10 protein-coding genes are annotated in these 12,642 nt (G+C 73.4%); 7 read left to right on the top strand and 3 right to left on the bottom strand.

Annotated elements, in window-relative coordinates; genetic code table 11:
* The first annotated feature begins 28 nt into the window (after positions 1-28).
* From ACIGXW_RS30695 to ACIGXW_RS30715, 5 genes are all read left to right on the top strand, one after another.
* Entirely contained in the window at positions 29-973 is a 945-nt protein-coding gene (locus tag ACIGXW_RS30695) for a Zn-ribbon domain-containing OB-fold protein (protein WP_399576152.1), read from the top strand.
* Positions 970-1,998, top strand: a complete 1,029-nt coding sequence (locus tag ACIGXW_RS30700) for a lipid-transfer protein (protein ID WP_399576153.1) — start codon at positions 970-972, stop codon at positions 1,996-1,998. Before ACIGXW_RS30695 ends, ACIGXW_RS30700 begins: the two co-directional genes overlap by 4 nt.
* Entirely contained in the window at positions 1,995-3,170 is a 1,176-nt protein-coding gene (locus ACIGXW_RS30705) for a thiolase domain-containing protein (protein ID WP_399576154.1), read from the top strand. The genes ACIGXW_RS30700 and ACIGXW_RS30705 overlap by 4 nt, the downstream gene beginning before the upstream one ends.
* Positions 3,171-3,245: 75 nt before the next feature.
* Positions 3,246-3,485, top strand: coding sequence for a DUF397 domain-containing protein (locus ACIGXW_RS30710; protein WP_071966867.1), 240 nt, complete (start codon positions 3,246-3,248; stop codon positions 3,483-3,485).
* A gap of 147 nt (positions 3,486-3,632) precedes the next feature.
* On the top strand, positions 3,633-4,133 hold the full coding sequence (locus ACIGXW_RS30715) for a hypothetical protein (RefSeq protein WP_071966991.1): 501 nt from the start codon (positions 3,633-3,635) through the stop codon (positions 4,131-4,133).
* Positions 4,134-4,217: 84 nt separating this feature from the next.
* Here ACIGXW_RS30715 and ACIGXW_RS30720 read toward each other — a convergent pair whose 3' ends face one another.
* Together ACIGXW_RS30720 and ACIGXW_RS30725 are read right to left on the bottom strand one after the other, a co-directional pair.
* A complete protein-coding gene (locus ACIGXW_RS30720; RefSeq protein WP_399576155.1) occupies positions 4,218-6,218 on the bottom strand; it encodes an N-acetylmuramoyl-L-alanine amidase in 2,001 nt (666 codons plus the stop codon).
* A 286-nt stretch (positions 6,219-6,504) separates the two neighbouring features.
* Positions 6,505-7,611 carry an aminoglycoside phosphotransferase family protein gene (locus tag ACIGXW_RS30725; RefSeq protein WP_071966865.1) on the bottom strand — a complete coding sequence of 369 codons (1,107 nt, stop codon included), beginning with the start codon at positions 7,609-7,611 and terminating at the stop codon, positions 6,505-6,507.
* A 233-nt stretch (positions 7,612-7,844) separates the two neighbouring features.
* Between ACIGXW_RS30725 and ACIGXW_RS30730 the strand changes: the two genes are divergently transcribed.
* On the top strand, positions 7,845-9,326 hold the full coding sequence (locus ACIGXW_RS30730) for a hypothetical protein (RefSeq protein ID WP_399576157.1): 1,482 nt from the start codon (positions 7,845-7,847) through the stop codon (positions 9,324-9,326).
* A 66-nt stretch (positions 9,327-9,392) separates the two neighbouring features.
* Here the strand turns inward: ACIGXW_RS30730 and ACIGXW_RS30735 are convergent, their stop codons facing one another.
* A complete protein-coding gene (locus tag ACIGXW_RS30735) occupies positions 9,393-10,874 on the bottom strand; it encodes a PP2C family protein-serine/threonine phosphatase (RefSeq protein WP_399576158.1) in 1,482 nt (493 codons plus the stop codon).
* 332 nt (positions 10,875-11,206) lie between these two features.
* On the opposite strand from ACIGXW_RS30735, the gene ACIGXW_RS30740 reads away from it, so the two are divergent.
* On the top strand, positions 11,207-12,634 hold the full coding sequence (locus tag ACIGXW_RS30740; RefSeq protein WP_399576159.1) for a HEAT repeat domain-containing protein: 1,428 nt from the start codon (positions 11,207-11,209) through the stop codon (positions 12,632-12,634).
* The last annotated feature ends 8 nt before the right edge of the window (positions 12,635-12,642 follow it).

A 12,642-nucleotide genomic window follows, 5' to 3' on the forward strand; every position in this document is an offset into this window, starting at 1 on the left:
AGCGACCGAGAGATGAGGACGCACGCCGATGCCGGAGAACCTCACCGCACCCCTCGTCGTCTCCTTCCCCTTCACCCGCTCCCTCGGCCCCGTGCAGAGCGCCTTCCTCACCGGCCTGCGCGAACGCACCGTGCTGGGCGTCCGCACCCGCGACGGCCGGGTGCTCGTACCGCCCGTCGAATACGACCCGGTCACCGCCGAGGAGATCCGCGACCTCGTCGAGGTCGCCACCACCGGCACGGTCACCACCTGGGCCTGGAACGGCTCACCCCGCCCCCGCCAGCCCCTGCCGCACCCCTTCGCCTGGGCACTGGTACGGCTCGACGGCGCCGACACCGCCCTGCTGCACGCCCTGGACGCGGACGGCCCCGAGGCCGTCCGCACCGGCATGCGGGTCCGCATCCGCTGGGCCGCCCGGCGCGAAGGAGCGATCACCGACATCGCCTGCTTCGAACCCTGCGCAACCGCCGCCGCCGGCCACGCCCGCGCCCACAGCGGAAAGTTCCCCGAACCCGTCACCGGCATCACGACCCCCGCCCGCCTCGACTACACCTACACCCCCGGCCGCGCCCAGAGCCGCCACCTGAACGCCCTCGCCCGGCACCGGACCCTCGGCGAGCGCTGCCCCTCCTGCCGCAAGGTCTGCGTACCGCCCCGCGGCGCCTGCCCCACCTGCGGCGTCGCCACCACCGAACAGGTCGAGGTCGGCCCCCGCGGCACGGTCACCACCTTCTGCGTCGTCAACATCAAGGCCAAGGACGCACACATCGACGTGCCCTACGTCTACGCCCACATCGCCCTCGACGGCGCCGACCTCGCCCTCCACGGACGCATCGCCGGCATCCCCTGCGACCAGGTGCGCATGGGACTGCGCGTGGAACCCGTATGGAAGGAAGGCGACCGCTACCCCGACCACTACCGCCCCACCGGCGAACCCGACGCCGCCTACGACAGCTACAAGGAGTCGCCGTGACGCACCGGGACGTCGCGATCGTCGCCTTCGCGCACAGCGAGCACCACTGCACGGCCGGACTCTCCGAGACCGAGATGCTGCTGCCGGTCCTGCACGAGGCCCTCGGCCAGGCCGGACTCGCCCCCGGCGAGGCGGACTTCACCTGCTCCGGATCGAGCGACTACCTCGCCGGCCGCCCCTTCTCCTTCACCCTCGCCCTCGACGGCGTGGGAGCCTGGCCGCCCGTCTCCGAGTCCCACGTCGAAACGGACGGAGCCTGGGCCCTGTACGAGGCCTGGGTGAACATCCTCACCGGCCAGGCCGACACCGCCCTCGTCTACGCCCACGCCAAACCTACCTCCGGCGCCCTGCCGGACGTCCTCACCCGCCAGCTCGACCCCTACTACCTCGCACCCCTGTGGCCCGACTCCGTCTCCCTGGCCGCCCTCCAGGCCCGGGCCCTCATCGACGCCGGCCACACGGACGAGGCCCACCTCGCCGGCCTCGCCGCCCGCCGGCGCCCGGCCGCCGGAGAACGATCGCCCGCCCCGGACGCCTACGCCGTACAGCCGCTGCGCGTGCGCGACTGCTCCACCGTCACCGACGGCGCCGCCGCCGTGGTCCTGGCCGCCGCCGGCACCGCCCGCCGCATGTGCGACCGGCCTGCCTGGATCCGCGGCATCGACCACCGCATCGAAGCCCACGCACCCGGCCTGCGCGACCTCACCGACTCCCCCTCGACACGCCTGGCCGCCGAACACGCCGGAGCCTTCGACGCACCCGTCGACACCGCCGAACTCCACGCCCCCTTCACCCCACAGGAAGTCGTCCTGCGCAGGGCCCTGCGCCTCGACGACACCGTCACCGTCAACCCCTCCGGCGGCGCGCTCGCCGCCGACCCCGTCATGGCCACCGGCCTCATCCGGCTCGGCGAGGCGGCCGCCCGCATCCACCGGGGAGCCTCCGACCGCGCCCTGGCCCACGCCACCTCCGGACCCTGCCTGCAGCACAACCTCGTCGCCGTACTCGAAGGGGAGGGCGCATGAGCGCCACTCACCGGGAACCCGTCGCCGTCGTCGGCATCGGCCAGACCCGGCACGCCGCCGCACGCCGCGACGTCTCCCTGGCCGGACTCGTCCGCGAGGCGGCCCTGGCCGCCCTCACCGACGCCGCACTGACCTGGAGCGACATCGAAGCCGTCGTCATCGGCAAGGCCCCCGACTTCTTCGAGGGCGTCATGATGCCCGAGCTCTACCTCGCCGACGCGCTCGGCGCCGTCGGCAAGCCGATGCTGCGCGTGCACACCGCCGGCTCGGTCGGCGGCTCCACCGCCCTCGTCGCCGCGAACCTCGTCGCGGCCCGCGTCCACCGCACCGTGCTGACCCTCGCCTTCGAGAAGCAGTCCGAGTCCAACGCCATGTGGGGCCTCTCGCTGCCCGTCCCCTTCCAGCAGCCCCTCCTCGCCGGCGCCGGCGGCTTCTTCGCGCCACACGTACGGGCCTACATCCGCCGCAGCGGCGCACCCGCCACCACCGGCACCCTCGTCGCCTTCAAGGACCGCCGCAACGCCCTGAAAAACCCCTACGCCCACCTCCACGAACACGACATCACCCTGGAGAAGGTGCGCTCCTCGCCCATGCTGTGGGATCCGGTCCGCTACTCCGAGACCTGTCCCTCCTCGGACGGGGCCTGCGCCATGGTCCTCACCGACCGGGCCGGCGCCGCCCGCGCCCCGCACCCGCCCGCCTGGCTGCACGGCGGCGCCATGCGCAGCGAACCCACGCTCTTCCCCGGCAAGGACTTCGTCTCCCCGCGTGCCGGCCGGGACTGCGCCGCCGACGTCTACCGGCAGGCCGGCATCACCGACCCGCGCCGCGAGATCGACGCCGTCGAGATGTACGTGCCCTTCAGCTGGTACGAGCCGATGTGGCTGGAGAACCTCGGCTTCGCCGCCGAGGGCGAGGGCTGGAAGCTCACCGAGTCCGGGGCCACCGGGGCCGACGGCGACCTGCCCGTCAACCCCTCGGGCGGCGTCCTGTCCACCAACCCCATCGGCGCCTCCGGCATGCTGCGCTTCGCCGAGGCCGCCCTGCAGGTCCGGGGCATGGCCGGGGAGCACCAAATACCCGGCGCACGCCGGGCGCTGGGGCACGCCTACGGCGGCGGCGCGCAGTTCTTCTCCATGTGGCTGGTGGGCGACGCCCCGCCCACCGCCTGAGGCCCGCGCGGCCTGTGCGGCGGGGGCCTCGCTCGCTAGTGTGGGCGGCGACGACGAGCCGGGAGGAGTGCGAACGTGGCGGACAGCACGACCGAACAACTGGCAGGCGACGCGAAGCCGGAGCTCGACCTCGCCACCGCCAGGTGGCAGGCCAGCAGCCGCGGCAGGCGGGGCAACGTCCAGATCGCCTTCGTCGAGGGCTACATCGCCATGCGGGACCGGCGCGACCCCGACGTGCCGGCCGTGATCTTCTCCCCGGGGGAGTGGCGGGCCTTCGTGCTCAGCGCACGCGACGGAGAATTCGACCTCACCTAGCGGGCACGCCCCCCACGCCGCGGCGCGGACCGCTTCCGGCCCCGCTGCCCGACCGCTGCCCGCCCGGTCCCGGTTCACCCCGGGCACGCACCGCCCACACGGGTTCCCCGCGGGCACGGCACGGGGCCGGGCACGTACGATGTGGGCATGTCGTTCCTCCGCCGCCGCAGCGCCGCCACCCCCACCGGGCCGGACTTCGACGTCCTCGCCATGGACCCCGGTGACTGGCCGGGTGACCTCGGGGCCGGGCTGCTGCCCGCGCCCGACGGAAGCTGCCAGGGCGTCTTCCTCCGCTACGACCTGTTCGGCGGACGCGGCCCCGCGATGATCATCGGCAACCTCCCCGAGGGCTCCCCGGCCCGGGACCTCGGCGAGGGGCAGCCGCCCTTCGAGGTGGCGCAGCTGCTGGCCGCGCTCGGCAACGACGAGCCGGTCGAGGTGCTGGAGACCGAGGACGTGCCGGTCATGCACGAGGACAATCTGCTGATCGTGCGGCGGCTGAAGTGCTCCGAGAGCCGGATCTCCTGCACCCAGTTCGACCGCAGCGACGGCGTCCTCGTCACGATCGCCAGCTGGGACCGGCCGATCACCGACGACCTCTACCAGCTGCTCAAGCCGCTTCCCGCGGAAATGTTCCAGGCCGGCTAGGGCCGCCGCCGCACCACACCGACCACGACGGCGCCGGAGCCCGGCGCGCCCTGCGGCGCGCCGGGCTCCCGCCGTCGGGCGCCCCTACCAGTTCGAGGGGCGGACCGTCACGTCCGAGGCCTTCACGAAGGCCACCCGGTGCCCGAACTGGATCTCGTAGTAGACCTCCTTGCCCCGGACCACCCTGTGGCCCGCGGGCTCGAACGTGGCCGCCCACAGATATTCGCCCGGCGACGTCGCACCCAGGACGTACGCCTGCCCGGCGCGGAGCTTGTACGGCAGCGGCGTCACCGCCTGCACCGGCACGCCCTCGGGGTAGGCCTCCTTCTCCGGGTAGGCGCGCCCGTACACGGGGATCTCGTTCAGGCCTTCCTTCGGTGTGATCATCCGACCGTGCGCATCCAGGGCCGTCGGGTTCCACCACGGGTTGTGGAACCACGCCAGCTGTCCCAGGTACCAGATCGCGGTCCAGCCGCCCTCCCGGCCCGCGACGGCGAACTGCTGTCCGGTGGAGGCGCGGGCTCCGGTGTCGTTGACGCCGGTCGTCGAAGGGCTGCCGTCCGGCTTCAGCCCGATGTCCTTGACCAGGGGGGCGTCGTCGCGGGGCGCGGTGTGCAGCCGGACCGCGCCCGAGCCGTGCGGCGCGCACGTCTCGCCCGGCTTGACGCAGCCGGTGTAGACCGGCTCGTGATCGTCGTAGTCGGGAGCGATGGTGACCATCCCGCTGAAGGGGCTCCCCGTCGTACGGAAGGGCTTGCCCATCAGCTCGAAGTAGTGCGCCCAGTCCCAGAACGGGCCCGGGTCGGTGTGCATGCCCGGGATCGTGGCCGGCGTCGTGCCCGGGACGTTGTCGTGGCCCAGGATGTGCTGCCGGTCCAGCGGGACGTCCAGCTTCTGCGCCAGGTGCCGCACCAGCCGGGCGGAGGTGCGGTACATCTCCTCCGTGTACCAGGCGTCGGGCTGGGCCAGGAAGCCCTCGTGCTCGATGCCGACCGACTTGGAGTTGATGTACCAGTTGCCCGCGTGCCAGGCGACGTCCTTGGTGCGGACGTGCTGGGCGATGTGCCCGTCGCCGGAACGGATGGTGTAGTTCCAGGAGACGTACGCCGGGTCCTTGATGAGCTTGATCGTCGTCTCCCATGTCCCTTCGGTGTCATGGATGACGATGAAGTCGACCTTCTGCGAGGCGGGCCGGTCGGCGATGTCGTGGTTGCCGTAGTCCTTGCCCTCCAGTTGCTGGTACGGGGCCGGGATCGACTCGCAGGCCACCGAGGCCGGGCACTCGACGCCGTCGGTCCGGGCCGGGGCGAGCCCCAGCCGCCGCACCTGCCCGGTGCGCGGGGCCAGAGCCGGGGTCGGAGCCAGGGCGACCTGCTGGCCGCTGTCGGTGGTGCGCCGCTGACCGCCGCGCAGCACGTCGTAGACGTCGTTCGCGAAGGTGGTGGCCGTCGCCGTGTCGGAGGCGCCGGCGTAGCCGGCGACCGCGCCGTACCAGTCGGCGGCGTCGCCGCTCAGCGGCAGGCCCAGTCGTTTCTGCTCGGCGGCGAGGAGGGCGGCGCCGCCCTGGACGTTGGCGGCGGTGCTCTCGCGCAGCTTCCTGGGGGACAGCCCCGTCAGCTCGGCCGCCCGCTCCAGGGTGCGCAGCCGTGCCGGGAGGGTGGCGGGCGCGGGCGCGGGGGCGGCGGCCCGCGTGGTGGCCCGCGGCCGGGCGAGGTCGCCCCGGGGGTCCTCACGGGGCTCGCTGTGGTGCGGGGTGGCGGCCAGGGCCGTGGCGGCGTCGGTGAGGTGCATGGGGCCGTAGCCGCCGGTGACGCTGGGGGCCCCGCCGTGGGTGTCCCAGCGCGACTCCAGATAGGACAGGGCCAGCAGCACATTGCCGGGCACGTGGTACGTGGCCGCGGCGGCGGCGAACTCGCGCTGCAGGGTGTCGGAGCCGGCGCGCTCGGCGGTGGCGGCCGGAGCGGCCGAGATCAGCGGCAGCAGCAGGGCGGCCGATGCGATCGCGCCGGTCGCCCGCGCGCGGCGGCTTCTTCGCCGGCCGGCAGGGGGTGCGTTCCGTGGTGACTCCGGTGCGGATCCTCGCAATGCGGCCTCCTCAGGACGGGCCGTGCCGTGCCGGGCGCTGGCGACGAAGGGGTGCGCGATCAGGTCTGTCGACCGAACTTACCAAGAGCCACCGCCGATCAGACGATCCGTCAATCGGGCTGGAGTGGTGCTCATCAGACTGGAGTGATGGGGTTGCACACGTCAACGCCCGCGTCGGGGCGTTTCCCGATGCGGGCGTCGACAGGTGCACCGGAGCGGTGCTCGGCCGTATGGGCGAGCACCGACACGCCGCAAGTCGGCGGTACGACGTGTCGGTCGGTGCGGTTCAGCGGGTACCGACGGCGGCCCGTACGGCCCGGCGGGCCATGGCGCAGTCGTCGTGCAGCCGGCGCAGCAGCAGCCGCTGCTCCTCCCCGGACTCGGGGGTGGTGCCGGACGGTGCGGGCTCCTGCAGCGCGCGCTGCACGGCCGTTTCGTAGGTCCTGATCTCCCGGGTGAGCACCAGCATCAGGTTGACCAGGAAGGCGTCGCGGGACGTGGGCCCCGCGGCCTGGGCGAGCTGGCTGATCTGACGGCGCGCCACGGGGGCGTCGCCGAGGACGGCCCATAGCGTCGCCAGGTCGTATCCCGGGAGGTACCAGCCGGCGTGGTCCCAGTCGACCAGCACCGGTCCGGCGGGCGAGAGCAGGACGTTCGACAGCAGTGCGTCGCCATGGCAGAACTGGCCCTGCACATGCGCCAGACCGTGCAGCAGCTTCTGCAGATCGCCCATGTCACGGTCGGTGAGCAGGCCGAGCTCGTGATAGCGGGCGATCCGCTTGCCGTAGTCCAGCGGCATGTCGAACATCCCTGCCGGCGGCCGCCAGAGGTTGACCCGGCAGATCGCGCCGAGCGCCGCCCGGACGTCCGCGCGGGGCAGCGTGTCCACCGGATGCCGCTGGACCGCGGCGGGGCGCCCGGGCATCCGCTCGATGACGAGCGTGCAGTTGTCGGGATCGGCGGCGATCAGCCGGGGCACCCGGACCGGGGGGCGATGCCGCACAAACGCCCGATATGTGGCTATTTCGTGCCGGAATCGCTCGGCCCACGCAGGCGAATGATCCAGTAAACACTTCGCCACGACCGTACTGCGCCCTGTCGTTCCCACCAGGAGGACCGATCGCCCTCCTCGTCGCAGGACCTGGACGGGGTTGAACTCGGGACAGATGCGGTGCACCGACGAGATCACCGTGCGCAGCTGCGCGCCCTGGGGGCCGGACAAGTCGATTCTCCCGCTGAGCGGTTGGGCGCCGAGCCCCGGAGCCCTCCGCGCCCGTCCGCCCCCGAACGCGGCCCCCACGGCGTGAGAGGGGTCGAGGTACGGTCCGCTGCCGCTCTGCTGGGGGCGGAGCGGCCGGGGCGGAGCGGACACGGAGGTCGATGCTGCATACATGGGCGGAACAGATCCCTTCGTGTCGGCGAATTGCCGCGCTCCCCGGTCCCCGGGCCCGTACACCCTGGGGAATGCGGTCGGGCTGCCGGGTGGCCGGGGGTGCGCGTTCCTACATCACACCCGGGCGCGGGTGGCACACCATGTGGCGCACCCTGGCGAACCCTGGCGAATACTCGCTTGGCCCATGACGGCCCGAGTACCTTCAAGTCAGCCGAGGAACCTGGGGGCTTGACGTGACGAGGGAACCCAATGCCCGCCTGGCGGACCTGTTCGGCCTGACCGGCTGGTCCAAGGGTGAGCTCGCGAGACTAGTGAACCGGCAGGCGGCGGCCATGGGCCATCCGCAGCTGGCGACCGACACCTCGCGTGTACGGCGGTGGATCGACATGGGGGAATCCCCCCGGGATCCCGTGCCCAAGGTGCTGGCCGCCCTCTTCACCGAGCGACTCGGCCGTGTCGTGACCATTGAGGACCTCGGGTTCGGCCGGCGACGGCGGGCCGGCAAGGGGCAGTCGCAGGACGGGCTGCCGTGGCCACCCGAGCGGACCGCCGCGGTCCTCACCGAATTCACGGGAATGGACCTCATGCTCAACCGACGCGGCTTGGTGGGCGCGGGCGCCGCGCTCGCCGCAGGATCAGCAATCACCGGGGCGATGCACGACTGGCTGCACTCCGATCCGGTCCTCGCCTCCGACGCTCCCCGCTTCGACGACCCCCTGGGCACCGCCCATGCCGACCCCGCCGGATTCGACCGCTACGAAGCGGCCCCCGTGGGCTCCCTCGAGATCGACGCCCTGGAGCGCTCGGTCGAAGTCTTCCGCCTCTGGGACGCCTCCCGGGGCGGCGGGCTGCAGCGCAAGGCCGTCGTCGGCCAGCTCAACGAGGTGGGGGGCATGCTCTCCTACCGCCATCCCGAGCACCTGCAGCGCAGGCTGTGGGGGGTGGCCGCCAATCTCGCGGTGCTCGCGGGATGGATGTCCCACGACGTGGGGCTGGAGCCGACGGCGCAGAAGTACTTCGTGATCGCCGCGCACGCGGCCCGTGAGGGCGGCGACCGGCCCCGTGCGGGGGAGGCTCTGTCGAGGGCCGCCCGCCAGATGGTCCACCTGGGCCGCCCCGACGACGCGCTGGACCTGATGAAGCTCGCCAAGTCGGGCGCCGGCGAGCAGGCCCTGCCCCGCACCCGGGCCATGCTCTACACCATCGAGGCCTGGGCGCAGGCCTCCATGGGGCGGGGCCAGGCCATGCGGCGGACCCTGGGCGAGGCCGAGGAGCTCTTCGTCTCCGACAAGGGCGACGAGCCGCCGCCGTGCTGGATGCAGATGTTCGACGAGGCGGATCTGCACGGCATGCAGGCGCTGTCCTACCGCACGCTCGCGGAGCACGATCCCGCGGCCGCGGCCATCGCGCAGCGGCACGCCAAGCGGGCGCTGGAGCTGAGGGGCGGCCAGCGCCAGCGGTCGATGATCCTCGACTACATCTCCATGGCGTCGGCCTGTTTCCTCGGCAACGATCCGGACCAGGCGGACACCTTCGCCCGGATGGCGCTGAGCACGATCGGCGAGACCTCCTCGCACCGCACCTGGGACCGCCTGCGCGAGATGTACCGGCTGAGCAGCACGTACGCGGGCTATCCCAAGATCGAGAATCTGCGGGAGGAGATCCAGCGCGCGCTGCCCAAGGGACCGGCCAAGGGCAAGGCCGCCCCTGCGTGACCCGCCCCGCACCACGGGACCCGACGGGCACGCGTGCCCGAGGAGCCCCGGGCTACGGTCCCGGCGCTACGAACCGATGCGGGCGACCAGCACGCACGCGTCGTCCTCGCGGTCCTTGTCACCGAACTCCTCCAGCACCACCCTCAGGCACTCCTGGGCACCCGACGCCGCGGCGAAGCGCGGCGCGAGCCCGGGCAGCCGCTCCAGGGCGGACCGGGGGGCCAGCCCCTCGGTGTGGAGGACGAGCACGTCACCGGGGCGCAGTCGTTCCTCGGCCTGTGCGTAGGTGGCATCGGTGACGGCGCCGAGCAGCACGCCCTCCGGGGGGCGCAGAGAGGCCGCCGCCCCGTCGCGGAACAGCACCGGGGCGGGGTGGGCGGCCTGGGCCCACAGGAGCTCGCCGGTGGCGGGGTCGTAACGGCAGCAGACCGCGCTGCCCAGGGCGGGCTGCGCGGCGGCGTCGAGGAGGTGGTTCAGCCAGCCCATCAGCGGTCCCGGATCGGCCCCCGAGACGGCCATGCCGCGGACCGCGCCCAGCAGCATGGCCATGGTGGAGGTGGCGGTCACTCCGTGCCCGGTGAGGCCGCCGACGGTCAGCAGCGTCCGGCCGCCGGGCAGCTCCATGGCGTCGAACCAGTCGCCGCCGACGAGGCCGCTGGTCGAGGAGGGGAGGTAGTGCCCGGCGAGGTCGAGGACGCCGCCGAAGCCCTGGGCGGCGGGTGCGGCCGGGCCGGCGGGCGGGAACCGCAGGGAGCCGCGCCACGGTGGCAGCACGGCTTCCTGCAGCTCGACCGCAAGCCGGTGCTCCGTCTGCGCGATCTGCCGCAGCCGGTGCGCCGAGTCACGGGTCTCGTGCACCTCCTGCCGGCAGCGCCGCAGTGCGCTGACATCCCGGAGCACGGCCCACATCGAGGCTGTGCAGCCGTCGGAGTCCAGCACCGGCTCGCCCATCATGTGCACCGTGCGCACGGCGCCGTCGCCGCGCACGATGCGGAACTCGCCGTCGATCGGCCTTCCGTCCACCAGGCAGTCGGTGACCATGGCGGTCAGGACGTGCCGGTCCTCCTCCAGTAGCCAGGAGGGGAGCTCGTCGAGGGTCAGCGGGCCGTCCTCGGGCCGCCTTCCGAAGAGCAGGAAGAGCTCCTCGGACCAGGTCGCCTCGTCGGACAGGAAATTCCACTCCGCGCTGCCCACCCGGCCTGCCGGGGCTCCCGGCCCCGCCTGCCCGGCCCCGTCCGGGGCCGCCGTCTGCGGCCCGGCGGTCAGGGTGGCGGTCGCGGTTGCCTGCGGCAGGGGCTGTCCGTCCAGCCCCTCGCGCAGCTGCCCCAGGTGCTCGCCGAGATTGTCGACGTGGTGGGCGGCGAGCTCGCACAGGGCGCGCTGCCAGCGCAGCGCGGGGTCGTCCGAGCGCTCCGCGTCCGCCGCCGCCTCGCGGCGCACGGCGTCGATGCCGCCTCTGAGCCGCCGGGCCTGCGAGATGAGGGCGTCGACCTGATCGCCCTCGGGCGGCTGTGCGGCGGAACGGTCCGCGGACAGTGGGGACGGCATCACGTACTCCGATACAGGCGGGGCGCGGCCGGATCCGGGGTCCGCTGGAACGGCCGGGGTAGGACTGCGGTAACGACTCTTGCACAGTGAGCGAGGGCCCGTAAGGGATTTTGCAATACCCGATACGGTGGTGCTCGCGGCATATGCCACGGGCTACAGTGCGACAAATCAGACACCGCTCGGCGGAATACTCTGCTCCGGGTAGGCTGCGGGCGCTAGGGAGAACCCGAGTTTCCACAGTTCACCAGGCATAGCGCAGGTGGACACCGGCAAGAATGCCGGACGACGGAAATCCCGTTGCCAGCCGACTCCCCGCACCGGATGCTGACCCCATGTTCGATCCAGACATAGCGCCCAGCGGCACCCTGCTCGGCCTCCTCCAGCGAGGCCGCGGCGACGGGACCCTGCATGCCCTCGCGGCGCCGCGCGCCGAGGCGCTCGCGGCACTGAACCACTGCGTGCTGCACGACCCCCGGCGCGACTGGCAGGTGGAGAACCGCTCCCTTTACTACGCGCGCCTGTTCCTGGACCTCGACGGCGGACTCGGCGAGATCGAACAGCACCTCTTCCACCCGGACGACCTGCTCGACACCGCCGAGGAGCGCACGGGCCTGGCCCTCGCCGTCCTCGGTCACCTCGCCTCCTACGGGCGCGACGACGCCCTCCTGCTGCTGCGCCGCTACGCCGGCACCGGCGGCAACTGGGCCTGGGCCCTCGACGAGCTGGCCCTGCGCGACGAGGACGCCGGCCTCACGGCCCTCGCCGCCCCGGTCCTGGCGAGGTTCCCGCACACTCCTGAGGGTGAATCCGCGCTCGCCGCGGCCGTGCGCGACGCCTTCGAGCCGCGGCCCTGGAGGCTGTGGGCCGAGGACCGGCGCGCCCCCGTGACCGCCGCCAGGGTGCGCGCCGCCCAGGAGCAGGGCTCCTTCGACCGCTGGCAGCGCCAGATGCGCCCCTCCGGCCCCCGGCCGGGCTGGAGCGTGCGCGAGGTCCTGGACTGGGCCCAGGAGGGCCTCGCCCAGTACCCCACCCAGCTCCGGCACGTGCCCGCCACCCGCTGCCTCACCGCGGTCGCGGGCCCCGAGGACCGCGTGGAGATCATCGAGGCGGCCGCCTTCGGCCCGGAGGCCGCGCGGGCCACCGCCCTGCGCTACCTCGCCGAGCACCACGACCCGCAGGCCCTCGACCTCATCGAGGCCGCCGCCGACGACCCCGGCGACCTGGTCGCGGAGGCCGCCGTCACCGCCTTCGAACGGATGCGCAGCACGGCCGCCCTCGAGCGCGCCCGCGCCTGGATCCACCGCGCCGACGCCCTGGGCGCCGCCGCGGCCGGGATGCTCGCCTGCCGGGGCGCCCAGTACGACGCGGCGCTCGTCCTGGGCGCCCTGCGCCGGACGGTGCGCGGCGAGGGCTGCGACGCCCCCGTGCTGTGGGACCTGGTCGACGGCGCCGGCCGCCTGGCGATCACCTGCGCGGCGCCCGTCCTGCGCCATGTCTACCGCGAGACGTCCTCTTCCCACCTGCGTGGCCGCGCCGCGCGCGCCCTCGCCGCGACGGACCCCTCGTTCGCCACCGGGTTCGCCGTCGAATGCCTGTGGGACTGCGAGGAGTCCACCCGGGAGCTGGCCGCGCACCACGCGACCACCGCCGACGCCCGCGTCGTCGAGCAGCTGCGCCGGCTGGCCGCCGATCCGGCCGAGGAGGCCGAGGTACAGACCGCGGTCCGCAGCCGCTTCGAACCGGACGCGCCGGCACTCTGACGCGGTGG

This window comes from Streptomyces sp. NPDC053079 (assembly GCF_044546695.1).
GTDB lineage: Bacteria > Actinomycetota > Actinomycetes > Streptomycetales > Streptomycetaceae > Streptomyces.

Bases quoted from the DNA above. Each gene is read 5' to 3' on its own strand.
- ACIGXW_RS30695 (WP_399576152.1), top strand. From the start codon at position 29: ATGCCGGAGAACCTCACCGCACCCCTCGTCGTCTCCTTCCCCTTCACC.
- ACIGXW_RS30705 (WP_399576154.1), top strand. From the start codon at position 1,995: ATGAGCGCCACTCACCGGGAACCCGTCGCCGTCGTCGGCATCGGCCAG.
- ACIGXW_RS30715 (WP_071966991.1), top strand. From the start codon at position 3,633: ATGTCGTTCCTCCGCCGCCGCAGCGCCGCCACCCCCACCGGGCCGGAC.
- ACIGXW_RS30725 (WP_071966865.1), bottom strand. From the start codon at position 7,611: ATGTATGCAGCATCGACCTCCGTGTCCGCTCCGCCCCGGCCGCTCCGC.
- ACIGXW_RS30735 (WP_399576158.1), bottom strand. From the start codon at position 10,874: ATGCCGTCCCCACTGTCCGCGGACCGTTCCGCCGCACAGCCGCCCGAG.
- ACIGXW_RS30740 (WP_399576159.1), top strand. From the start codon at position 11,207: ATGTTCGATCCAGACATAGCGCCCAGCGGCACCCTGCTCGGCCTCCTC.